Origin of the sequence: Sphingomonas sp. (assembly GCF_050725575.1) — a bacterium.
Classification (GTDB): domain Bacteria; phylum Pseudomonadota; class Alphaproteobacteria; order Sphingomonadales; family Sphingomonadaceae; genus Sphingomonas.
This window is the reverse complement of sequence record NZ_JBOHHW010000002.1, coordinates 184,078-205,437: the sequence shown is the minus strand read 5'-3', so window position 1 is coordinate 205,437 and position 21,360 is coordinate 184,078. Positions and strand designations below refer to the sequence as shown.

The following is a 21,360-nucleotide window of genomic DNA, read 5'->3' as shown; positions in this document are numbered from 1 at the left end:
GGCCGAGCCCCTAGCGCTTGCGGCCTGTATCGGGAGAATTTCGTGAATTTCCGCCTGTTGTCCGCGCTTGCCGCGGTTCCCGCCCTCGTAGCCCCCATTATTGCCGCCGCGGCACCGGCGCCCGCCCGCGCGCCGGGCGACCTCGGCCTGGTCCAGACGCATCTGCAATCGGTGCAGAGCATGACCGCGACTTTCACTCAGACCGACCGGGTCGGCAAGGTGCTGACCGGTGAGCTGACCCTTAAAAAACCGGGCAAGATCCGCTTCCAATATGAAAAGGGCGTGCCAATCCTGATCGTCGGTGACGGCAAGGCGCTGACCTTCATCGATTATTCGGTGAAGCAGGTGCAACGCTGGCCGATCGGCAATTCGCCGCTGTCGATCCTGCTCAATCCCGAGCGCGACATGACGCGATTCGCCAAGGTGATTGCCGGCAACGACCCACGGATCATCTCGGTCGAGGCGAACGATCCCAAACATCCCGAATATGGCCGTATCACCCTGGTCTTTGTGCGCAACGAGTCGGCACCGGGCGGATTGATGCTGCAAGGCTGGGTCGCGCTCGACAGCCAGAATAATCGCACCACCATCCGGCTGACGAATCAGCGTTTCAACGCGTCAATCAGCGACGGAGCGTTCCGCTGGAACGATCCACGGCGCATTTCTGGGCCGCGATAGGATTTCATTCATATTGGCGACAGGTTTGCTTCACTATTACGACCCTCGCGGATGTGGGGCAGTTCGGGATTTTCCCCCTGTTGCTCGAATAAGGTCCCCATCCTGCCTGCGTGACGAACGCTAGGTCGGCCCTCGCTCCATGCCCCCGGAGCGGGGGCCTTTCCTTATCCGGGTCAATGCTTACCCACCTCATGTCCCGTTCCGGCGCAGCGCACTGGCGCTATTGTGACGGCATGGCTACATCGCCGGGATGACGGACACGCTCAAAATCGTTTCGTGGAATATCAACTCGGTGCGGTTCCGCATCGAGATCGTCGAACGGTTCCTGCGCGAGGTCGCGCCGGATATCCTGTGCCTGCAGGAAACCAAAGTGATCGACGGCGACTTTCCAGCCGCGCCATTCCGGGCGCTCGGCTATGACCATATCCTGCTCCATGGGCAGAAGATGCATCACGGCGTGGCGATCATCAGTCGCGTGCCGCTGGTCGAGGACGACCGGTTCGACTGGCAGGCCAATCGCGAGGCGCGGCATATCGGCGTGCGGCTGCCGGGCGGCCTGCGCCTTGAGAATGTCTATGTCCCCGCCGGCGGCGATGTACCCGACCGGGAGGTGAACCCCAAATTCGGTCAGAAGCTCGATTTCGTCGAGCGCATGACCCGTTGGTCGCAAGGGTTGACCGTACCGACCTTGCTGGTCGGCGATTTCAATATCGCACCGCTGGAATGCGATGTGTGGAGCCACAAGCAGCTGCTTGACGTGGTCAGCCATACGCCGATCGAGGTCGCGGCGCTCGACGGGCTGAAAGCATCAAACGACTGGGTCGATCTCGGGCGGCATTTCCATCCCGATCCGGCGCGACTGTACACGTGGTGGAGCTACCGCGCCAAGGATTGGCTGGCGTCGGATCGCGGGCGGCGGCTCGACCATATGTGGGCCACCGCAGATGTCGCGAGGACGGCGATCGGCCATACCGTGTTCGAGGGTTGCCGCAGTTGGCTGAAACCGTCCGACCATGTGCCGATCATGACCGAATTCGCCCTGTGAGCGGCGCGGAGAGGAATGAGGATGGAATGAGCGATGCCGGGGCCGCCGCACGGGCGATCGATGCCCTGCGGCGCGGATGGCCGGTCACCATTGCGGGCAGCGACGGCACGCTTGCGCTGCTGCCGATCGAGACCGCCGACCCGGTACGGCTGGCTACGTTCGATCCCGATGCGCGCGCGCCGATCCTGCTGTCCGCCGGTCGTGCCGCGACACTGAAGCTCGCCAATCAGGTCGACGCGGCGGTACCCGACGCGCCGGTCCTGGTCGAACGCGCATCCTGGCTCGATTTCGCGACCGCGACCGCACTGGCCGACCCGCAGTTTGACCTGAAAACCCCGCTGAAGGGCCCGTTCCATGCCATCCGGCTTGACGCGCCCGAGGCAGGCGCTGCGGCGCTGCGGCTAGCCCGGATCAGCGGGATGCTGCCCGCATTCTTCGTCATTGCCGGCGGCCGCGCCGGCCAGGACATCACCGTCGCCGATATCGATGCGCATGAAGACGCCGTAAGGCTGACGATCGCGGCGCGAGCGAGGCTGCCTGTGGCGGGGGCCGAAGATGCCGAGATCGTTGCATTCCGCACGCCCGAGTCACCGGGCGAGCATATCGCGCTGCTGATCGGCGCGCCCAATGGCCAGCCGCCGCTGGTGCGCCTGCACAGCGAATGCCTGACCGGCGATGTGCTCGGCAGCCTCAAATGCGATTGCGGACCACAGCTCGACACCGCGATTGCCGCGATTGCCGCGAGTGGCTGGGGCATCCTGCTCTATCTGCGCCAGGAAGGGCGCGGGATCGGCCTGATCAACAAGCTGCGCGCCTATGCGCTGCAGGACCAGGGATTCGATACGGTCGATGCCAATACCCGGCTGGGCTTCGCGATCGATGCGCGCGATTTCTCGGTCGCGGCGCGCATGTTGGCGCTGCTCGGGCAGCGGTCGGTGCGCTTGCTGACCAACAATCCGCAAAAGGTCGCACAGCTCGAGGCGGCCGGAATCAACGTGGTCGAGCGCGTGCCGCACTTCCTGCCGACCAATCCGCACAACGAGCGCTATCTGGCGACCAAGCGCGATCGCACCGGTCACCAGCTTTAGGCGATTAGCGCGGCAATCTCGTCGAAGGTACCGGCAATATCGCGCACACCGATCGCGCGCAGCCGGTCGCCATGGTCTGGGGCGCAGTGGCTGCCGCCGACAAAGCCGATGACATGCGCGCCCGACACCACCGCGCCGGTCGCACCGACCGGAGAATCCTCAATGATCACGCAGCGCGTGATGTCGATGCCGAGCGCGTGCGCCGCGTAAAGATAGAGATCGGGTTCGGGCTTGCCGCGCGCGACATGCTCGCGGCCGCTGAAAATCATCGGTTCGAACCGGTCGCGCAGGCCGATATGATCGAGATGGCGCCTGATCCAGCGGCACGAGCTCGATGAGGCGATGGCGATGGGCAGGTCGGCGGGTAGGCCCTGGACGAAGGCGATCGCGCCGGCGACCGCATCGATGCCCTCAGTCATCACGCGCTCATCCTCCGCCTTGCGCGTGGTGTGGAAATCATCCGGCAGGACCCGGCCGATCCAGCGTTCGACCGCCGCGATGAAGTCACCGCCCGAGAGACCCATGAAATTGGCCATCGACTCCTCGGTCGTGGTCGGATGGCCAATGCCGGTCAGATAATGCGCGATCTGTCGGTTGCCGACTAGTTCGCTTTCGATCAGCACACCGTCGAAATCGAAGATGATGGCGTCGTATTTCATGCCCCATCTCCGACCTGTCGCGCGCCGAACAATGCGGTGCCGACGCGCACATGGGTTGCGCCGATCGTGACCGCGGTCTCGAAATCGCCCGACATGCCCATGCTGAGCCCGGCCAGGCCCTGGTCGCGCGCGATCTTCGCCAGCAGCGCGAAATAAGGCGCAGCATCGACTCCAGCCGGAGGAATCGCCATCAGGCCGGCGACCGGCAGGTCGGCGGTGCGCGCTTCGCGCAACAACGCCGTGAGATCGCCGATCGCGCAGCCGCCCTTCTGCTCCTCATCGCCAATATTGACCTGGATGAAACAGGTCGGACGGCGTCCGGACCTGTCCATTGCCCGGGCGAGCGCCGCGACCAGTGACGGCCGGTCGACCGAATGGATCGCATCGAACAAGGCGACGGCCTCTTCCGCCTTGTTCGACTGAAGCTGACCGATCAGGTGGAGGATCGTCTCCGGATAAACCTCGCGCAGGGCCGGCCATTTGGCCTGCGCCTCCTGCACCCGGTTTTCGCCGAAATCGCGCTGGCCAGCGGCGAGCAACGGGAGAATCGACTCATTTCCTTGCGTCTTGGACACGGCGATCAGCGTCACCTCGTCTGCCCGACGTTTCGCCAGGGCGGCGGCGCGAGCGATCGACTCAATGACAGTGGTGAGACGGTCCGGGGCGAGGCGGTCCAGGGCGGGGCGGGTTGCGGGATCGTGCGGAGACATCGGCGCTGCTATAGGCAGGGCCGTGTCCGCTCGCCACCCCGCCCTGCCGATTCCGTTGCCCGACCGGTGGCTGATGACCGACGAACGCATGGGCGACGATCTGTGGCGATCGCTGGAGGCTTTGCCGCGGGGTGCGGGTGTGGTGTTTCGTCATTTCGGCACAGCGTTGCCGGCGCGGCGCATGCTGTTCGCACGAATCCTGCGACTCGCCCGGCGCAAGGGGCTGCTTCTGATACGCGCCGGATCCGAGCGGATGGCCGGCGAAATGGGCGTGCACGGGCCCGGCCGGATGCCGGCCGGCGGAATCAGGACCTGGCCGGCGCATTCGCGGCGCGAGGCCGTCGCCGGCGCGCGCGCAGGAGCGAACCTGATCTTCGTCTCGCCGATCTTTCCGACACGGACTCACCCCGGCACCCCGTCATTGGGTCCGGTACGCGCCGCGCTGACGACGAACAGACTCGGCTTGCCGCGTATCGCCCTTGGCGGCATGAACGCGTCGCACGGCCGGCGATTGGCGAGACTGGGTTTCCATGGCTGGGCAGCTATCGATGCGTGGCAACAGCCGAACCGCAGGGATCAGAAGCGGAAGGCAGTACCGATATAGACCGCCTGGCTGTCGCGGCGTTCATCGGCGAGGCGCGGCAGGCGCTCTGCTTCCGACTTGTAACGCACGCCCGCAGTCACATCGAGATTGCGGGTCAGCGAATAGGAGCCGCCGACATCAAGCGCGTAGGACGGTGCATCCTCGACCAGCTTGGACGAATTGGCCAGCGGGCGATCGGCGATCGCCTTTACCCGGCCGCTGAACTTGCGTCCGGTATAGCTGATCCCGAGATCGACACTCTGGCGGCTGCCCGGCAACGCGGCCAGATCGACGCGGGCGAGGTCACCCGACAGCGCGAAACGCTTCCAGCCGACGGAGACGCCGAGATTATAGGCGATCGGCGCAAGGCTGACCGACGATGCGACCGGAGCGACGATCGACCGCTCGGCATCGATTGCACTGCGCGTCGAACGAGCGCGGACCGCAACGGTCACCGCGCGATTGACATTGCGGCGCGTTTCCGACGGCGTGAAGCGGAAGCCGGTGGTGTCGAGACCACCGCGCGCGAACACCGCCGCGAGCCGCGGGTCGGCCGATGCGGGCGTGAAGGTACCGACACTGCGGACCGCGACAGGACGCTTGTCAACGCGGTTCGAAACCTCCGACGCACCAAGCGCAGGCGCCACAGCGAGGCCGGCGGCGACCAGCGCCCCCAAAGCAACCCCGACAATCGTGCGACCAACGACCACGTGCATCCCCACGCCCGGCGAGAATCCGCGCCAGGTTTCATAACGCGCCTATCACGATTCCGACGGGAGTCACTACCGTGCGGAGTCGCTTTATTAGCAAGTGTTGCAAACCGCCCACAGGGAGACGCGAAAGGCACCGCGGCCCGCCCGTGCTTGCGGCGAGCGCGAGACCATCTATAGATGCACGCTCAGTGTTCAAATTACGCCCAGGAAACCGCCAATGATCCGCCGTCCGGCCCCCGCGCTTCTGGCTTTGCTCGCCCTCGCTCCCGCCCTTGCGCTTGGAGCATGCGGCGGCGGCAAGGATCGCCCCAAGGCCGATCTCGCTGCGTCGAAGATTACGACCATCGGTGTGAACAGCTATTTGTGGCGCGCCAGCCTCGACACGCTGAGCTTCATGCCGCTGCTTCAGACCGATTCGAACGGCGGCGTGATCGTGACCGACTGGTATATCAACCCGTCAGCGCCGACCGAGCGGGTCAAGGTAACCGTGACGATCCTCGATCAGGATCTGCGCGCCGATGGCCTGCGTGTTGCCGCTCTTCGCGAGGTCAACCAGAACGGCCAGTGGATCGCAGCACCGGTCAAGGCGGCAACGGTCCAGAAGCTGGAAGACGCCATCCTGACGCGTGCCCGCGATCTGCGCCGCGCGTCACTCACCGGATAAGGTACTTAATCAAATGGCCTCGCGCTTCAACGCGCTGAAGGCGGACGCGGCGTGGCAGGCGGTGTGGGAGGAACGCCGCACCTTTGCCGCGCGCGACGATTCAGCCAAGCCTCGTTCCTATGTGCTCGAAATGTTTCCGTACCCGTCGGGGCGGATCCATATGGGGCATGTCCGCAACTATACGATGGGCGATGTGCTCGCGCGCTATCGCCGGATGATCGGGCATGAGGTGCTCCACCCGATGGGGTGGGACGCATTCGGCATGCCAGCCGAGAATGCGGCAATGGAAAAGGGCGTCCATCCGGGCGGCTGGACCCGTGCCAATATCGCGACGATGAAGGCACAGCTGAAACGGCTCGGCTTCGCGCTCGACTGGACGCGCGAACTTGCGACGTGCGAGCCCGATTATTACGGGCACGAACAGGCCCTGTTCCTCGACCTGTTCGCTCACGGCCTGGTCTATCGCAAGGAATCGGCGGTCAATTGGGATCCGGTCGACATGACCGTGCTGGCCAATGAACAGGTGATCGACGGGCGTGGCTGGCGTTCAGGCGCGCTGGTCGAACGGCGCAAGCTGAGCCAGTGGTTCCTCAAAATCACCGATTTCGCCGACGAGCTGATCGACGGGCTCGGCGCGCTCGAGCATTGGCCTGACAAGGTCAAGCTGATGCAGGAAAACTGGATCGGCCGCAGCCAGGGACTGACGTTCCGGTTCAGGATCGATGGCGACGGAGAGATCGAGGTCTTCACCACGCGGCCGGACACGATCTTCGGCGCCAGCTTCGTCGCAGTCGCGGCCGACCATCCTATCGCGCGCGCAACAGCTGAGACAAACCCGCAGGCGGCCCAGTTCATTGACCTGTGCAAGCGCGGCGGGACCACCGCTGCTGAGCTGGAGACGCAGGAGAAACTCGGCTTCGACACCGGGCTTCGTGCAACTCATCCCTTTGATTCGACGTGGCAATTGCCGGTCTATATCGCCAATTTCGTGCTCATGGATTATGGCTCGGGTGCGGTATTCGGCGTGCCGGCGCATGACCAGCGCGATCTGGATTTCGCGCGCAAATACGACCTGCCGGTGCGGCGCGTCGTCTCCGACGGCGAGATCGAGGATCCGGTGTTCGCCGGCAATGAGGCCTATACCGGGCCCGGCACGCTGGTGAATTCGCATTTTCTCGACGGCATGGATGTCGAGGATGCCAAGCGCACCGTGATCCGCCGTGCCGAGGATGACGGCTGGGGCAAGGGCTCGACCGTGTTCCGGCTGCGCGACTGGGGCGTGTCGCGCCAGCGTTACTGGGGCACGCCGATCCCGATCATCCACTGCGACGCGTGCGGCGCGGTGCCGGTGCCGCGCGAGCAATTGCCGGTGGTGCTGCCCGAGGATGTCAGTTTCGACATTCCCGGCAATCCACTCGACCGTCATCCGACCTGGAAGCATGTCGCTTGCCCGACCTGTGGCGGCGCAGCGCGGCGCGAGACCGACACGCTGGACACGTTCGTCGATTCGTCCTGGTATTTCATCCGCTTCGCCAGCCAGCCCAAGGACAAGCCGTTCGACCGCGAGGTGGCCGAGAAATGGCTGCCAGTCGGGCAGTATATCGGTGGGGTCGAGCACGCGATCCTGCATCTGCTCTATGCGCGTTTCTGGACGCGAGCGCTGAAGCATATCGGGCGGCTCGATGTGGCCGAACCGTTCGCTGGCCTGTTCACCCAGGGCATGGTGACGCACCCAAGCTACTATGTGCGTCCCGAGGGGTCAGATCGCCCAACATACTTTAATCCTTCGGAAATTTCTCTGCGAGGAGATGGTACGGCCTTTCGGACCAAAACAGGCGGAGATGTTATCGTCGGTCGCGTCGAGAAGATGTCGAAGTCTAAACAGAACACGGTCGATCCAACGGAAATCGTCGATCAGTATGGCGCGGACGCGGTGCGCTGGTTCATGCTTTCCGACTCTCCGCCGGAGCGCGACCTGCCGTGGAGCGAGGCCGGTATCGAAGGCTCGTGGCGCTTTACCCAGCGCCTGTGGCGGCTGTTCGATGGCCTTGAAGCGGCCGAAGGCACCGATGTGGCGGTCGACCGCAAGCTGCACCAGACGATCGCCGGAATCGCGATCGATATCGAGGCACTGGCCTTCAACAAGGCCGTCGCCAAGCTGTACGAGCTGGTCAATGCGATCGAGCGCGCCGCCCCGTCCGCTTCGCGCACCAACGCGGTTCGCACGCTGATGCGGCTCGTCGCGCCAATGGCGCCGCATCTTGCCGAGGAAGCCTGGGCGGCGGACGGCGGGAAAGGCCTGATCGCCGATGCCGCCTGGCCCGAGGTCGATCCGGCGCTGCTGGTCGAGGATGAAGTGACCATTGCAGTGCAGGTCAATGGCAAGCTGCGCGATACGCTGACCATGCCCAAGGGCAGTCCGCGCGAGACGGTAGAGCCGATTGCGCTCGCGAATGCCAATGTTCAGCGCATCCTTGAAGGCGGGACGCCGAAAAAGATCATCTATGTGCCCGATCGTCTGATAAACATCGTCGCATGAAGCGTATCGCCAGCCTCGCCGCCCCGCTCGCCCTTATAGTCCTCGGCCTGTCGGGCTGCGGCCTGAAGCCGCTTTATACCGGCGGTGGTTCAGGCGCAGTGGCAACGACGCTGACCCGGATTCAGGTCGCGCCGATCGAGGGCAAGGCTGGCTGGCTGATGACCAATGCGCTCAACGACCGGCTGTCGGCCGGTGGCGCGACGCCGCTCTACCGGCTCGAAGTCCGTCTCGACGACAAGATCACCGGCCTTGGCGTGCGGCGCGACGACAGCGTGGCGCGCGAGCAGCGGACACTGCGCGCGCGTTATCAGCTGATCGACCTCACCAAGGGCACGGTGCTGCTTGATGCCACGGCCGGATCGGATGCTGGCATCGATGTGGTCGGATCCGAATATGCGACGATCGCGGCGGAAAATACCGCGCTTGAGCGTCTGTCGGACATCGTTGCGGACCAGATCGTCTCACGCGTCGCGCTCTACGCCCAGCGGACGCAAGTATCGAAAGCGCCATGAAGGCGGGACAGTGAAGGCGAACGCCAACCAACTGCGCGGCGCAATCGACGCGGCCAATCCCGATATCCGCTTCTATCTCTTCCATGGGCCCGACGAGGCCGGGGCACAGGAATGGGCGCTACGGCTCGCGCGCGTAATGGGCCCGGAGGCCGAACGCGTCGATATCGAGCCTTCGAGTCTGAAGTCCAATCCGGGCAGACTCGCCGACGAGGCCGCGTCCATGTCGCTGTTCGGCGGCGCGCGGCACATCCGCATCGCTGGCGCAGGCGAGGAATGCCTGGAAGCAGCGACCTTGCTGCTCGACGGCGAGCGGGCGGGAAATCCGGTGGTCGCGATCGCTCCCTCACTCAAATCCTCGGCGAAGCTGGTCAAACTCGCGCTGGCCTCGCCGCGCGCGATGGCATTCGCCTGTTATGTGCCGGAAGGCGCCGATGCGGAGAAACTGGCCGTAGCGATCGCACGCGAACAAGGCCTGCGCACCACTGGCGATGCGGCCATGCGGCTGGCAACCGCCAGCGGCGGCGATCGGGCTGTGATGACGCGCGAGCTGGAAAAGATCGCGCTCTATCTCGACGCGGCGCCCGATCGGCCGCGCGAGATCGACGATGCCGCGCTCGATGCCATTGGAGCCGATCTGGGCGATGCCGAAATGGGCCGCGCGATCGACGCGGCGATTGATGGGCAGCCCGACGCGCTCGGGGCCGAACTGGCGCGGCTGGACGAGGCCGGCGTGTCGCCGATTCCTGTGCTGCGCCAGCTTGCCCGACGGTTGATGACGCTGGCCGAATTGCGCGCGCAGGTCGATGCTGGCGCAGGTGTCGCGCAGGTGTCGGAAGGCGTGTTCTTCCGAGAGAAGGCCATCACCGCGCGCGCCTTGCGGCATTGGCGCAGCGACCGGATTGCCGCCGCGATCGATCGCATTCGCCTCGCCGAGCGCGGTATGATGGGCTCGGCCAGCGCCGGCACCGTGCTGGCGCAATCGGCCATTCTCGCGGTTGCCCGAATGGCGGCGCGCCAGCGCTAGAGTCCGGCCGCTTGACGGGCCAGATTGCACTCCTGTTATTGGCGATATTTTTTCTCAGCCTGTTATGGCCGCTCAAGCAGCCCTATTATCCCATTATTTCAATAGGTTGATTGCACCGCTCCTGTTATTGAAAAACAGGACGGAACAGGAGCCATAACAGGGGCCTTTTTGATCGAAACAGGCGCTTTACGCCCAACGCTTCGCGGCCATGAGAAAGAGCGGGAAGAGCGCGCCTCGCCGACGACTCGTCCGACCCTCACCATGCGACATCTCGCAACCATGTTGAATCGCCGGCTGCCACGAATAACGACGCTCGGGCGGCTTTCAAATCCGCTCCCCGCAGTTTCTTTAGATCCGCTCCCCGCTCAGGCGCTGGCAGATCATGTCGAGCTGATCGAGCGTGGCGTAGCTGAGCGTCAGGGTGCCGCCCTTGGGGCTGTGCGCGATGCGCACCGACAGGCCAAGTAGATCGCCCAGCTGATGCTCGAGCGCCGCCAGATCGGCGTCGCGCCCGCCATCGCCACCGCGCCGCGCGCGCTGCGTATCGGGCTTGGCGGCGCGCGCCAGGCGCTCAGTCTCTCTTACTGAAAGACCCTTGGCAACCACTTGATCGGCAAGGCTTTCTATATCTGCTGCGCCAATCAGCGCGCGGGCATGGCCCATGGTCAGCTCGCCGGTGACGACGCGCTCTTGCACGGGTTGCGGCAAGTCGAGCAAACGCAACAGATTGGCGACATGGCTGCGCGATTTATGGACCAGCTTGCCCAATTCGTCCTGGGTGTGGCCGAAATCATCGATCAGCCGGTGATAGGCCTCGGCCTCTTCGATCGCATTCAGGTCCTGGCGCTGGATATTTTCGACCAGCGCAACTTCCAGCGTCTCCGCATCGCTGAAATCACGAACGATTACAGGGACTTCATGCAGGCGCGCACGCTGCGCAGCACGCCAGCGGCGTTCGCCGGCGACGATCTGATAGCCCTTGCCATGGGGGCGCACGACGATTGGCTGAATCAGGCCACGTGCTGCGATCGAGGTGGCAAGTTCTTCGAGCGCCGATTCCTCGAAATGCCGTCGCGGCTGGCCCGGATGCGGGCTAAGCGATCCGACCGGCAAAGTGCGCACGCCGGTCGATTTGGCGCTGCCTTCGGCAACCGGCTCTTCACGCGCGACATCGCCAAGCAAGGCGTTGAGGCCACGGCCAAGCCCGGAACGGGGTTTGATGCGGCCAAGGCCGCCGGGTTCCTGATCTGTCATGCGGCTCTGCTGGCGGTGTCTGGGGCGGGTTTGGGAAGTCGCGCGATCAGCTCACGGGCCAGTGCCATATAGGCTTCCGACCCGGAGCAGCGATAATCGTAGATCAGCGCCGGAACGCCGTGGCTCGGTGCTTCCGACAAGCGCACGTTACGCGGAATGACGGTTTCGAACACGACGCGGCCGAGCACGGCGCGGACATCGGCCGAAACCTGGTCGGTCAGCCGATTGCGGCGATCATACATGGTCAGCGCGACGCCGAGAATCGTCAGGCCGGGATTGAAGCGTTCGCGAATCCGCTCAACCGTGCCGAGCAACTGACTGAGTCCTTCCAGCGCGAAGAACTCGCATTGTAACGGCACAAGCAGGGAGTTGGCGGCAACCATGGCGTTGAGCGTCAGAAGCCCGAGCGATGGCGGGCAATCGATCAGCGCGACGTCCCAGCGGCTCTCGCAACGCCCAAGCGCCCGGCTCAGCCGGTGGGTGCGTTCCTCATAATCGACCAGCTCAATTTCCGCCCCAGAGAGATCAGCGGTAGCCGCAACGATATCGAGCTTCGGCACACAGGTCGGCATTGCCGCCTCGGTAACCGGCATCTCGCCGAGCAGGATATCATAGGTCGATTTATCGCGGTCGGCACGGTTGATACCAAGACCAGTCGAAGCATTTCCCTGCGGATCGAGGTCGATGATCAGCACGCGCATCCCGGTCGCGGCGAGTGCAGTGCCGAGATTGATTGCGGTGGTCGTCTTGCCGACCCCACCCTTCTGATTGGCAACGGCAATGACATTCATCGACGAGACACCTTGCTGGCGATTACGATGAGCGAGTCCGGATCGGTGACGCTGTGTTCCACGTGAAACATACCATGCCATGTCTCCCGCGCCCGCGCCACCTCTTCGCGCGCTCGAAGGCCCTTTGGCAACAACCAGCGGGTTTCCGCTGTCGCAACATGGGCCGCCGAGGCCAGTAATGCCTCGACCGGCGCGACGGCGCGCGCTGAAATAATCGCCGCGCTGACCTTTGCTGTCTCAACCTTGGACGCGATAACGGTGACGGTTCGGGACAGGCCGAGCACGCCGGCGGCAGTGGTCAGGAAATCGGCCCGACGGCGACGCGGCTCGACCAGAATCGTCGGACGATCGCGCAGCGCCGCCACCACCAGGCCGGGAAAGCCCGCGCCCGTACCGATATCAAGCCAGACACCGTCGCTGTCCCCGGCGAACTGAATCAGCTGGGCCGAGTCGACAATATGACGAACCCATAGCGACTCAAGCGTGGACGCCGAGACGAGATTCTGGTGTGCCGCCTCCGCGCGCACCAGGTCCGCCAGATGGGCCAGTCGCGACTGCCCCTGCCCCTCCGCACCGAATCGGTCCCGAATCCATTGCTGCGCTTCGTCTTCCGTCATGCCGCGCGCCGACGAATATGAAGCAGAATCGCCGTCAGAGCGGCCGGGGTGATCCCCCTGATCCGCCCGGCCGCCCCCAGGGAATCAGGCGCCGCCGCGGCCAGGCGCTCGACCATTTCGTTGGACAGTCCAGGTATGGCGGCGAAATCGAGATCGGCTGGAAGGGCCACGGCGTCATTGCCACGCAAGCGAGCCACGTCATTTTCCTGACGGGTGATATAAGGAGCGTAGCGCGCATCCTCGACCGCTTCCGCGATCAAGGCAGAGTCATGCTGATCAATCAGGTCGGGCGCGATGTGAGCGATGTTGATACCGGCGAGCCGTAGCCAATCCGCCCCCGAGCGCGCCGGCCCTTCGGCGCTCATGCCGCCGCGCTGCATCACCTCCGCTGCCGAGACGCGTCGATCAAGCATCGTGACGATGCTCGCCAACGCCTCACGACGCGCGGCCATCCGGCGGCAGCGCTCGGGTCCGAGCGCGCCGGCAGCCGCGGCAATCTCACCGAGGCGGGTTTCCGCATTGTCGGCCCGCAGGCGCAGGCGATACTCCGCCCGTGCCGTCAGCATGCGATAAGGTTCGGTGATGCCCTGCAGCACGAGATCGTCGATCATGACGCCGAGATAGCTGCTCGCCCGATCAAGTACGACCGGCGCGGTATCGAGCGCGCGCGCCGCGGCATTCAGGCCGGCGATAAGCCCCTGCCCTGCAGCCTCTTCATAACCAGTCGTCCCATTGATCTGCCCGGCGCAGAACAACCCGACCATGGCCCGAACCTCAAGCGTCGGCGCCAGGGCGCGGGGATCGATATGATCATATTCGACCGCATAGCCCGGCACCATGATCTCGGCTTTCTCCAGCCCGGGGATCGAGGCGATCATCGCTGCCTGAACATCGGTCGGCAGTGAGGTGGAAATCCCGTTCGGATAGATCGCTGAATCATCGAGACCTTCCGGCTCGAGAAAGATCTGATGTCCGTCGCGGTCGCCAAAGCGGTGAATCTTGTCCTCGATCGACGGGCAATAGCGCGGCCCCGCCCCGGCAATCGCCCCGCCGAACAAGGGCGAGCGATCAAGTGACGCGCGGATAATATCATGCGTGCGCCCGGTCGTCCGGGTAATCGCGCAGAACAGTTGCGGCAAAGGCCGCCCGTGCGATACCGGCGACATGGTCCATAATTCACTGTCGCTGGGCTGTTCGGCCAGCATCGACCAGTCGATCGTGCGGCCGTCGAGCCGTGGAGGCGTGCCCGTTTTCAGCCGCGCCATGGGCAGCTTCGCGTCGCGCAACTGCACCGCAAGGCGAGTCGCCGCGGCCTCTCCCACTCGCCCGCCGGCCAGGCGCTCTTCACCACGAAACATTCGTCCGCCCAGAAATGTGCCTGTTGCGAGGATCACCGATCGCGCCGTCATAATGCGGCCATCGGCCAGCATGATGCCGCTCACCGCAGCCGAGGAATCGAACGACAGTGCCGCCGCCTCGCCTGTGACGATGGTCAGATTGTCCTGCGCCTGGAGCATCCGCTGGATCGCTGCCGCGTAAAGGCGCCGGTCGGCCTGAACCCGCGGGCCCTGAACCGCGCTCCCCTTGCTGCGATTGAGCATGCGATAATGGATGCCCGCGGCATCGGTCGCGCGCGCGATCAGGCCGTCAAACGCGTCGACTTCGCGCACGAGATGGCCCTTTCCCAAGCCACCGATCGCCGGATTGCATGACATTGCGCCGATCTTTTCGGGATCAAAGCTGACTAGAGCAGTGCGGGCACCACATCGCGCAGCCGCAGCGGCAGCTTCTGTGCCGGCATGGCCTCCACCAATAACGATGACATCGAATGCGATCATGGCTGTGCGCTAGGTCGCAACCGGCGCGCTGTCAAAATTGTTCGCCCATATCGACCGCGCCATTGTTCCACGTGGAACATCATTTGCCGATACAGAATTGCCCAAACAGCGTGTCGAGCATGGCCTCGGTATCACTATGACCGGTTATCCTGTCGAGTGACGCAAGCGCCAGGCGAAAATGTTCGGCCACGATCAGCATGTCCGACGCACGCGATGCCTCGGTGAGCAAGGCGCCGCACTCCGCCGCGAGTGAGCGTTGCCGCCGGTTGAGCACGACATCATCAAGGCGCGGGAGCAAGCTCGTGGTCCGGGCTTCAATCTGTTGCCACAGCTCGACAATGCCCGTACCGGTCGCCGCCGACACAGCGAGCGCCCGCCCCTCCGGCAATGATTCCCGGCCCAGGCGATCCGCCCGCGCATGAATCCATAGACTGTTCACGACGGCCGGCGCTTCATCGCCCAACCACAATATGATGTCGGCCATCGCTATGGCCGCTTCCGCGCGCTCAATGCCGATCGCCTCGATCGGATCCGACGTCTGTCCCGCCAATCCCGCAGTATCCGTCAGCACATAGGCGATCCCCCCATGACTGACCGGTACTTCGATCCGGTCACGCGTCGTGCCGGCGATCGGGGACACAATCGCCACGTCGCGATCGGCCAGCGCATTGATCAGCGTTGACTTGCCGCTATTGGGCGGCCCCGCCAGCACTACGCGAATACCGTCGCGCAACCTTTCGATCGGGGGCGCGGCAACCACCACGGCAATATCATCGGCCAGCGCGCGCGCCGCCGCAGTGATATCGGTCGCTTCCTCAGGCGCGACATCGTCCTCATCGGAAAAATCGAGCTGCGCTTCGGCTCGCGCCGCCAATCCAAGCAACCGCGCTGACCATGTTGCGACCCGGCGACGCACGCCGCCTTCGGCCGCGGTCATCGCTGCTCGACGCTGGGTTTCGGTCTCGGCGGTGAGCAGATCGCCCAGCCCTTCCGCCTCGGTCAGGTCAATTCTGCCCGCCATCAGGGCACGGCGGGTGAACTCGCCCGGCTCGGCCCGGCGCAGCCCCTCCATGCCGTCAAGCGCGTGTTCGACCGCTGCGACAACGGCGCGTCCGCCATGAAGATGTATCTCCGTCACATCCTCCCCAGTCGCACTTGCTGGTCCGGGGAAGACCAGCAGCAAGGCATGATCGAGAATGCCGCCATCCGCCGCGCGCAGTTTGCGGAGTGTGGCGACACGTGCCGGCGGCAAGGTGCCGGCAAGCGCTTGCGTCGCCGAAAAAGCGTCCGGCCCGCTGATCCGCAAGACCGCGATCGCGGCGGGCGGTGCCCCGCTAGACACCGCGAAAATCGTTTCCATTCGGTCAGTCGCCGGACTTGGTCGGGGACTCGAACATCTTGCGCCAGAAACTCATCCCAGCATCGCCCATCGGCGCCCAGCTCTTCATCACATTTTCGAGCATGTCGGGGGCGACCACGCCGTCCATCGAATCCTTGAGCATGGCGATGTATTTTTCATGGACCGGGGTGAAATCGGGCAGCCCCATCACGCGGCGCGCCTCTTCAGGGGTGCAATCCACCTCGACATTGATCTTCATCGCGTCATCTCCGCTTGAGCGACTATCGAGCGCTCGGCATAGTCCTGTCCATGTATGCGCGCGACTTTACCCGGATCGCAACGCCCATTGGCAATGGTGCGCGTCCGAGGCCAATTCTGCGGGCAACAATTCCGCCCAAATCATGGCTGCTCAATGATGAGCGCCGCAATGCTGGAAAGACGCTATTATGACCAAGACGATCAGCATCGATACGCTCGACCATGATGGCAGCTTTAGCGCCTATGTCGCCGAGCCGGCGGGAACGCCGCGCGCCGCGATCGTCGTCATTCAGGAAATCTTCGGCGTAAATGCCGGCATTCGCCGCAAATGCGACCGCCTGGCCGAGGATGGCTATCTTGCCGTCGCGCCGGACCTGTTCTGGCGGATCGAGCCGGGCATCATACTCGATCCCGACATCAAAACGGAGTTCGAGCGCGGATTGGGTCTGTTCGGCGAGTTCGACCAGCAGCTCGGCGTCGCCGATATCGAAGCGACGATCCGCGCAGCGCGCGCGCTGGTCAATGGCGGCAAGGTCGGCGCGGTCGGCTATTGCCTGGGCGGCCGCCTCGCCTTCATGACCGCGACCCGCACCGATGTCGATGCAAGCGTCGGCTATTACGGTGTCGGCATTGACGGCCTGCTCGGCGAAAAGCATGCCATCGCCCATCCAGTCCTGCTGCACGTTCCGCAGGAGGATCATTTTGTCGACAAGGCCGCCCAGGCACGCATGCATGAGGGGCTCGGCGACCATCCCAAGGTCACGCTATACGATTATCCCGGCGAGGATCATGGTTTTGCGACCGAAGTCGGCCAGCGCCGTTCAGCTGCCGCCGCGGATCTGGCAGATCGCCGCAGTGCAGCATTTTTTGCCGAGCATCTGGGCTAGGACGATCTCATCGATTACAATATTATTGTGATTTATCAGCATATTATCGAGTAATGGTGGTGATAAGAGGCTGCATGTCGTGCCAGCCCTCGAAGATCATCTTGCCGGCAACATACAGGATGATGACCAGACCGATCCAGGCGATCCAGCGATAGCGCTCGATATATTTGGCAATCACATTGGCCGCGACGCCCATCAGTGCGACTGACAGGATCAGGCCGATGACCATGATGCCGGGGTGCGCACGTGCCGCACCAGCCACGGCAAGGACATTGTCGAGGCTCATCGACACATCGGCAACGGCGACCGCCCAGGCGGCCGCGATGAAATTCTTGGCCGGCCTGATGCCGCTCCGCTCGTCGCCCGCGACCTCCGGCGAACCGCCGGCCGCACCATGCGGACGAAGTTCACGGTACATCTTCCATGCCACCCAGAGCAGCAACAGGCCGCCACCGAGCACCAGGCCGTAATGTTTGAAGCTTTCCAGGCCGTAGAGCACGGCCACCGCGAAGATGATGCGCAGGATCAGCGCGGCGAGAATGCCGATCGCGATCACGTTCCTGCGCTGATTGGCCGGCAATCCTGCAGCAAGCGCCCCGACAATGACCGCATTGTCCCCAGCGAGCGCGACATCGAGCAGGACGACGGTCACAAACGCGGTCATCGCCGAAGCGGTGGCGATATTGGCGAAATCGCTGACGATATGAGTCCATAGCCAGTCCAGCGACATGGGTTCTATCGCGGAGGCAGCGGCCGATAATGATGCGATGACGCTCAAAGGATCGACTCCGCAAACAGGCCGTGGGCGAAACAGGTGATCGTCAACATCGGCCTATAAAAGCCATGAAGCGGTACGCGTCACCACGCATATCGATCCCGACGTACGGACTTCGGCGCGGTATATCGCCCAGCCGATGACCGACGAGCAACGCCGTCAGCATCTCTACGCCGAACGCTGACCTGCAGAAGGACGCGTTCGAGAATCCTACTGATTCATCGAATCGAAGAAATCCTCATTGGTCTTCGAATTCTTCATCTTGTCGAGCAGGAACTCCATCGCGTCGATTGTGCCCATCTGCATGAGGATGCGGCGCAGCACCCACATCTTCGACAGCTTGCCCTGATCGACCAGCAGCTCTTCCTTGCGCGTGCCGGACTTGCCGACGTCGAGCGCCGGGAAGATGCGCTTGTCGGCGACCTTGCGGTCGAGCACGATTTCCGAGTTACCCGTGCCCTTGAATTCTTCGAAGATGACCTCGTCCATCCGGCTGCCGGTATCGATCAGCGCGGTGGCGATGATCGAGAGCGACCCGCCCTCCTCGATGTTGCGCGCGGCGCCGAAGAAGCGCTTCGGACGCTGCAGGGCGTTGGCGTCGACACCGCCGGTCAGCACCTTGCCCGATGACGGCACGACCGTGTTGTAGGCGCGGCCGAGACGGGTGATCGAATCGAGCAGGATCACGACATCTTTTTTGTGCTCGACCAGGCGCTTGGCCTTTTCGATCACCATTTCAGCGACCTGCACGTGACGCTGCGCCGGTTCGTCGAAGGTCGAGGAAATCACCTCGCCCTTCACCGAGCGCTGCATGTCGGTCACTTCCTCGGGGCGCTCGTCGATCAGCAGGACGATCAGGAACACCTCGGGGTGATTGTCGGTGATCGCCTTGGCCATGTTCTGCAGCAGGACGGTCTTGCCGACCCGCGGCGGCGCAACGATCAGCGCGCGCTGGCCCTTGCCCTGCGGCGAGACGATGTCGATCACCCGCGCCGACTTGTCCTTGATCGTCGGATCCTGCGGATCGAGCGTCAGCTTCTCGTCGGGATAAAGCGGGGTGAGATTGTCGAAATTGACGCGGTGACGGACCGCGTCGGGATCGTCGAAATTGACCGCGGTCAGCTTGACCAGCGCAAAATAGCGTTCGCCGTCCTTGGGACCGCGAATTTCGCCTTCGACCGTATCGCCGGTGCGCAGGCCGAACTTACGGACCTGGTTGGGCGAGATATAGATATCGTCGGGACCGGCGAGATAATTCGCCTCGGGCGAGCGCAGGAAACCGAAACCGTCGGGCAGCACTTCGATCGTGCCGAGCCCCATGATCTGTTCGCCGTTTTCGGCCTGGACCTTCAGGATCGCGAACATCAGATCCTGCTTGCGCAGGGTCGATGCCCCCTCGATGCCAAGCTCCTCGGCCATTTCGACCAGTTCGGCGGGTTTCTTGTTCTTCAGGTCTTTGAGATGCATTTCGGGCGTCCGGCGTCACGGGGCTGGTCGGGGAGCGTCAGTCTGCAAAGAATATGCGACGATGCTGGAGGAAGGACCAGCACGGCAGGAGCGCGTACTGGCTAACTGCGACCTAGGTGCGCACCCTCCCCAAGTCAAGCCGTTCAGAACGGGCGGACGATCACCAATATGACGATCAGTATCACCAGAATCGCCGGCAATTCATTGATCATGCGCAATTGCCGGCCGGTGAGGGTCGGCTTCCCGGCAGCGAGCTTCTTCGCATAGCCCACCGCCCAGCCATGATAGCCGCTGATCACGACCACCAGAAACAGCTTGGCATGAAGCCAGCCAAGCCCCGGCGTGCCCGAAAACAGGCCGAGATTGGCCGCCAGCGCCAGGCCGAGCAGCCAGACCAGAATCATCGACGGCGTCAGGATCATCTTGCGCAGCTTGTTCTCGCGCTCGACCCATGACTGCGCCTCGGCCGATCCAGGCCCGGTCTTCTCCAGCGCCTCCTGATGGTACACCAGATAACGCGGCAGCATGAACATGCCCGCCACCCAGAAGATCACGAAGATGATGTGCGCCGCCTTGACCCAGGGATAGGCACTGCCAAGCATTTCGATCATCGCGCACTCCGAACGACATCGAGCAGCCGCTCGACATGGGCAATCGGCGTATCCTGCAGGATGCCGTGGCCGAGATTGAAGATATGCGGCCGATCGGCAAATGCTGCAAGAATGCGCGATACCGCGCCATCCTGTGCAGCGCCGCCGGCGATCAATACCAGCGGATCGAGATTGCCCTGTACCGGCAAGTCGCGCGGCAGCGAGGCGGCCGCCCAAAGCGGATCGACTGTTTCGTCGAGTCCGAGCGCATCGACGCCAGTCTCCCGCGCATAGGCCGGCAGTTTCCCGCCGGCGCCCTTGGGAAAGCCGATCACCGGCGTGTCGGGATGACGATCGTGCAGCGTCGCGACGATCCGCGCGGTCGGCGCGATCACCCAGCGTTCGAACTGCGCCGGCGACAGGCTGCCCGACCAGCTGTCGAACAATTGCACCGCATCGACTCCCGCCGCGATCTGGCGCGAGAGATACTCGATCGTCATGTCAGTGATCGCATCGATGATCGCACCGAACGCCACCTCGTCGCCATAGGCGAACCGGCGCGTCTCGCCCTGGTCGCGGCTGCCATGGCCAGCGACCATATAGGTGGCCACGGTCCAGGGGCTGCCGGCAAAGCCCAGAAAGGTCGTTTCGGGCGACAGTGCCGCCGCCACCCGGGCGACGGTCGCATAGACCGGCTCGAGCCGCTCAGGGGCGGTTTGCAGCCCCGTCAGCGCATGATCGACCAGTGCCGGCTGCAATCGAGGCCCCTCGCCGACTCCGAAGCTCAGATCCTGTCCCAGCGCCCAGGGGACCATGAGGATATCGGAAAACAGGATCGCGCCGTCGAACCCGAAGCGGCGGATCGGCTGGAGCGTCACTTCGGCAGCTGACTCCGGATCAGTTGCGAGTGCCAGGAAACCGCCCTTTTCCGCTCGCAGCGCACGATATTCAGGCAGATACCGTCCCGCCTGGCGCATCAGCCAGACCGGCGGCACCGGGAATTTTGCGCCTTTCAGCGTGGCAAGCAGAGGTTTGGAAATCGAAGCATCGGTCAATGCCGAGCATTCCTTCTTCTATATAGATTTAAGAATCTAAGAGGTGATTGAAGTGATTGGCAGGTGGATGCCGGGGCTTATGCGGTCATCCCGATAATGCCAACAGCTTGACCCTCCGAGTCTCTCGCTTCCGTGCTGAGTCGGACAATTTGTCCTCCTTATCCACAGGCTGTGGGCAGAATCGCCGCCTGTCGATGGGATTGTGGACAAAGTGCGAGTTATCCGCAGGCCAACGCCGGCTTTTCGCACCGGCGAAGTTCCGCTACCGATTCGA

General features: G+C 63.7%; 22 protein-coding genes. 9 read left to right on the top strand and 13 right to left on the bottom strand.

The genetic code is table 11. From position 1 onward, the window contains the following. Positions 1-42 precede the first annotated feature (42 nt). From ACRECS_RS02200 to ribA, 3 genes are all read left to right on the top strand, one after another. On the top strand, positions 43-678 hold the full coding sequence (locus tag ACRECS_RS02200; protein WP_431581311.1) for a LolA family protein: 636 nt from the start codon (positions 43-45) through the stop codon (positions 676-678). A 250-nt stretch (positions 679-928) separates the two neighbouring features. Beyond that, the gene (locus ACRECS_RS02195; protein WP_431581310.1) at positions 929-1,723 is read left to right on the top strand and encodes an exodeoxyribonuclease III; all 795 of its coding nucleotides are present in this window, start codon (positions 929-931) and stop codon (positions 1,721-1,723) included. A 26-nt stretch (positions 1,724-1,749) separates the two neighbouring features. Next, entirely contained in the window at positions 1,750-2,811 is a 1,062-nt protein-coding gene (gene ribA / locus ACRECS_RS02190) for a GTP cyclohydrolase II (protein WP_431581309.1), read from the top strand. On the opposite strand, the gene ACRECS_RS02185 is transcribed toward ribA, so the two are convergent. Both ACRECS_RS02185 and ACRECS_RS02180 read right to left on the bottom strand, forming a co-directional pair. Then, positions 2,808-3,470, bottom strand: a complete 663-nt coding sequence (locus ACRECS_RS02185) for an HAD family hydrolase (protein ID WP_431581308.1) — start codon at positions 3,468-3,470, stop codon at positions 2,808-2,810. The genes ribA and ACRECS_RS02185 overlap by 4 nt on opposite strands. Beyond that, the gene (locus ACRECS_RS02180) at positions 3,467-4,180 is read right to left on the bottom strand and encodes a YggS family pyridoxal phosphate-dependent enzyme (protein ID WP_431581307.1); all 714 of its coding nucleotides are present in this window, start codon (positions 4,178-4,180) and stop codon (positions 3,467-3,469) included. The genes ACRECS_RS02185 and ACRECS_RS02180 overlap by 4 nt, the downstream gene beginning before the upstream one ends. Positions 4,181-4,202: 22 nt before the next feature. Between ACRECS_RS02180 and ACRECS_RS02175 the strand changes: the two genes are divergently transcribed. Beyond that, on the top strand, positions 4,203-4,784 hold the full coding sequence (locus ACRECS_RS02175) for a thiamine phosphate synthase (RefSeq protein ID WP_431581306.1): 582 nt from the start codon (positions 4,203-4,205) through the stop codon (positions 4,782-4,784). Here the strand turns inward: ACRECS_RS02175 and ACRECS_RS02170 are convergent. Then, positions 4,757-5,479, bottom strand: coding sequence for a hypothetical protein (locus ACRECS_RS02170; RefSeq protein WP_431581305.1), 723 nt, complete (start codon positions 5,477-5,479; stop codon positions 4,757-4,759). The genes ACRECS_RS02175 and ACRECS_RS02170 overlap by 28 nt on opposite strands. A 214-nt stretch (positions 5,480-5,693) precedes the next feature. On the opposite strand from ACRECS_RS02170, the gene ACRECS_RS02165 reads away from it, so the two are divergent. From ACRECS_RS02165 to holA, 4 genes are read left to right on the top strand one after another with little or no spacing between them, the layout of a single operon-like run. Continuing rightward, positions 5,694-6,140, top strand: coding sequence for a DUF3576 domain-containing protein (locus ACRECS_RS02165; protein WP_431581304.1), 447 nt, complete (start codon positions 5,694-5,696; stop codon positions 6,138-6,140). Positions 6,141-6,153: 13 nt separating this feature from the next. After that, the gene (gene leuS, locus ACRECS_RS02160; RefSeq protein WP_431581303.1) at positions 6,154-8,679 is read left to right on the top strand and encodes a leucine--tRNA ligase; all 2,526 of its coding nucleotides are present in this window, start codon (positions 6,154-6,156) and stop codon (positions 8,677-8,679) included. Continuing rightward, positions 8,676-9,191, top strand: coding sequence for an LPS assembly lipoprotein LptE (gene lptE / locus ACRECS_RS02155; RefSeq protein ID WP_431581302.1), 516 nt, complete (start codon positions 8,676-8,678; stop codon positions 9,189-9,191). Before leuS ends, lptE begins: the two co-directional genes overlap by 4 nt. 10 nt (positions 9,192-9,201) lie before the next feature. Continuing rightward, the gene (holA, locus tag ACRECS_RS02150) at positions 9,202-10,215 is read left to right on the top strand and encodes a DNA polymerase III subunit delta (RefSeq protein ID WP_431581301.1); all 1,014 of its coding nucleotides are present in this window, start codon (positions 9,202-9,204) and stop codon (positions 10,213-10,215) included. Between the two features lie 348 nt (positions 10,216-10,563). Here the strand turns inward: holA and ACRECS_RS02145 are convergent, their stop codons facing one another. From ACRECS_RS02145 to ACRECS_RS02120, 6 genes are all read right to left on the bottom strand, one after another. Next, entirely contained in the window at positions 10,564-11,469 is a 906-nt protein-coding gene (locus ACRECS_RS02145) for a ParB/RepB/Spo0J family partition protein (RefSeq protein ID WP_431581300.1), read from the bottom strand. After that, positions 11,466-12,260 (bottom strand): ParA family protein, encoded by a 795-nt coding sequence (locus tag ACRECS_RS02140; RefSeq protein WP_431581299.1) that lies wholly within the window; start codon positions 12,258-12,260, stop codon positions 11,466-11,468. The genes ACRECS_RS02145 and ACRECS_RS02140 overlap by 4 nt, the downstream gene beginning before the upstream one ends. After that, positions 12,257-12,877 carry a 16S rRNA (guanine(527)-N(7))-methyltransferase RsmG gene (locus tag ACRECS_RS02135; RefSeq protein ID WP_431581298.1) on the bottom strand — a complete coding sequence of 207 codons (621 nt, stop codon included), beginning with the start codon at positions 12,875-12,877 and terminating at the stop codon, positions 12,257-12,259. Before ACRECS_RS02135 ends, ACRECS_RS02140 begins: the two co-directional genes overlap by 4 nt. Next, positions 12,874-14,715: a tRNA uridine-5-carboxymethylaminomethyl(34) synthesis enzyme MnmG gene (mnmG, locus tag ACRECS_RS02130; RefSeq protein ID WP_431581297.1), complete on the bottom strand. Its 1,842-nt coding sequence runs from the start codon at positions 14,713-14,715 to the stop codon at positions 12,874-12,876. The genes ACRECS_RS02135 and mnmG overlap by 4 nt, the downstream gene beginning before the upstream one ends. A 79-nt stretch (positions 14,716-14,794) precedes the next feature. After that, positions 14,795-16,075, bottom strand: a complete 1,281-nt coding sequence (gene mnmE / locus ACRECS_RS02125; protein ID WP_431581296.1) for a tRNA uridine-5-carboxymethylaminomethyl(34) synthesis GTPase MnmE — start codon at positions 16,073-16,075, stop codon at positions 14,795-14,797. Between the two features lie 4 nt (positions 16,076-16,079). Beyond that, positions 16,080-16,313 carry a DUF6489 family protein gene (locus ACRECS_RS02120; protein WP_187761401.1) on the bottom strand — a complete coding sequence of 78 codons (234 nt, stop codon included), beginning with the start codon at positions 16,311-16,313 and terminating at the stop codon, positions 16,080-16,082. Between the two features lie 187 nt (positions 16,314-16,500). On the opposite strand from ACRECS_RS02120, the gene ACRECS_RS02115 reads away from it, so the two are divergent. Further along, a complete protein-coding gene (locus ACRECS_RS02115; RefSeq protein WP_431581295.1) occupies positions 16,501-17,199 on the top strand; it encodes a dienelactone hydrolase family protein in 699 nt (232 codons plus the stop codon). A 43-nt stretch (positions 17,200-17,242) separates the two neighbouring features. Here ACRECS_RS02115 and ACRECS_RS02110 read toward each other — a convergent pair whose 3' ends face one another. From ACRECS_RS02110 to hemE, 4 genes are all read right to left on the bottom strand, one after another. Further along, the gene (locus ACRECS_RS02110) at positions 17,243-17,929 is read right to left on the bottom strand and encodes a YjbE family putative metal transport protein (RefSeq protein ID WP_431581294.1); all 687 of its coding nucleotides are present in this window, start codon (positions 17,927-17,929) and stop codon (positions 17,243-17,245) included. Between the two features lie 255 nt (positions 17,930-18,184). Continuing rightward, positions 18,185-19,441, bottom strand: coding sequence for a transcription termination factor Rho (rho, locus tag ACRECS_RS02105; RefSeq protein ID WP_034157723.1), 1,257 nt, complete (start codon positions 19,439-19,441; stop codon positions 18,185-18,187). A gap of 143 nt (positions 19,442-19,584) precedes the next feature. Continuing rightward, positions 19,585-20,052, bottom strand: coding sequence for a CopD family protein (locus ACRECS_RS02100; protein ID WP_431581293.1), 468 nt, complete (start codon positions 20,050-20,052; stop codon positions 19,585-19,587). Next, complete coding sequence (gene hemE / locus ACRECS_RS02095; protein WP_431581292.1) at positions 20,049-21,086, bottom strand: uroporphyrinogen decarboxylase; 1,038 nt, start codon at positions 21,084-21,086, stop codon at positions 20,049-20,051. Before hemE ends, ACRECS_RS02100 begins: the two co-directional genes overlap by 4 nt. Between the last annotated feature and the right edge of the window lie 274 nt (positions 21,087-21,360).

Bases quoted from the DNA above. Each gene is read 5' to 3' on its own strand.
- ACRECS_RS02185 (WP_431581308.1), bottom strand. From the start codon at position 3,470: ATGAAATACGACGCCATCATCTTCGATTTCGACGGTGTGCTGATCGAA.
- ACRECS_RS02140 (WP_431581299.1), bottom strand. From the start codon at position 12,260: ATGAATGTCATTGCCGTTGCCAATCAGAAGGGTGGGGTCGGCAAGACG.
- mnmG (WP_431581297.1), bottom strand. From the start codon at position 14,715: ATGATCGCATTCGATGTCATCGTTATTGGTGGAGGCCATGCCGGCACA.
- ACRECS_RS02135 (WP_431581298.1), bottom strand. From the start codon at position 12,877: ATGACGGAAGACGAAGCGCAGCAATGGATTCGGGACCGATTCGGTGCG.
- ACRECS_RS02100 (WP_431581293.1), bottom strand. From the start codon at position 20,052: ATGATCGAAATGCTTGGCAGTGCCTATCCCTGGGTCAAGGCGGCGCAC.
- ACRECS_RS02115 (WP_431581295.1), top strand. From the start codon at position 16,501: ATGACCAAGACGATCAGCATCGATACGCTCGACCATGATGGCAGCTTT.
- ACRECS_RS02110 (WP_431581294.1), bottom strand. From the start codon at position 17,929: ATGTCGCTGGACTGGCTATGGACTCATATCGTCAGCGATTTCGCCAAT.
- ACRECS_RS02145 (WP_431581300.1), bottom strand. From the start codon at position 11,469: ATGACAGATCAGGAACCCGGCGGCCTTGGCCGCATCAAACCCCGTTCC.
- ACRECS_RS02180 (WP_431581307.1), bottom strand. From the start codon at position 4,180: ATGTCTCCGCACGATCCCGCAACCCGCCCCGCCCTGGACCGCCTCGCC.
- ACRECS_RS02170 (WP_431581305.1), bottom strand. From the start codon at position 5,479: ATGCACGTGGTCGTTGGTCGCACGATTGTCGGGGTTGCTTTGGGGGCG.
- ACRECS_RS02165 (WP_431581304.1), top strand. From the start codon at position 5,694: ATGATCCGCCGTCCGGCCCCCGCGCTTCTGGCTTTGCTCGCCCTCGCT.
- rho (WP_034157723.1), bottom strand. From the start codon at position 19,441: ATGCATCTCAAAGACCTGAAGAACAAGAAACCCGCCGAACTGGTCGAA.
- leuS (WP_431581303.1), top strand. From the start codon at position 6,154: ATGGCCTCGCGCTTCAACGCGCTGAAGGCGGACGCGGCGTGGCAGGCG.
- ACRECS_RS02120 (WP_187761401.1), bottom strand. From the start codon at position 16,313: ATGAAGATCAATGTCGAGGTGGATTGCACCCCTGAAGAGGCGCGCCGC.
- mnmE (WP_431581296.1), bottom strand. From the start codon at position 16,075: ATGGAAACGATTTTCGCGGTGTCTAGCGGGGCACCGCCCGCCGCGATC.
- lptE (WP_431581302.1), top strand. From the start codon at position 8,676: ATGAAGCGTATCGCCAGCCTCGCCGCCCCGCTCGCCCTTATAGTCCTC.
- ribA (WP_431581309.1), top strand. From the start codon at position 1,750: ATGAGCGATGCCGGGGCCGCCGCACGGGCGATCGATGCCCTGCGGCGC.
- ACRECS_RS02195 (WP_431581310.1), top strand. From the start codon at position 929: ATGACGGACACGCTCAAAATCGTTTCGTGGAATATCAACTCGGTGCGG.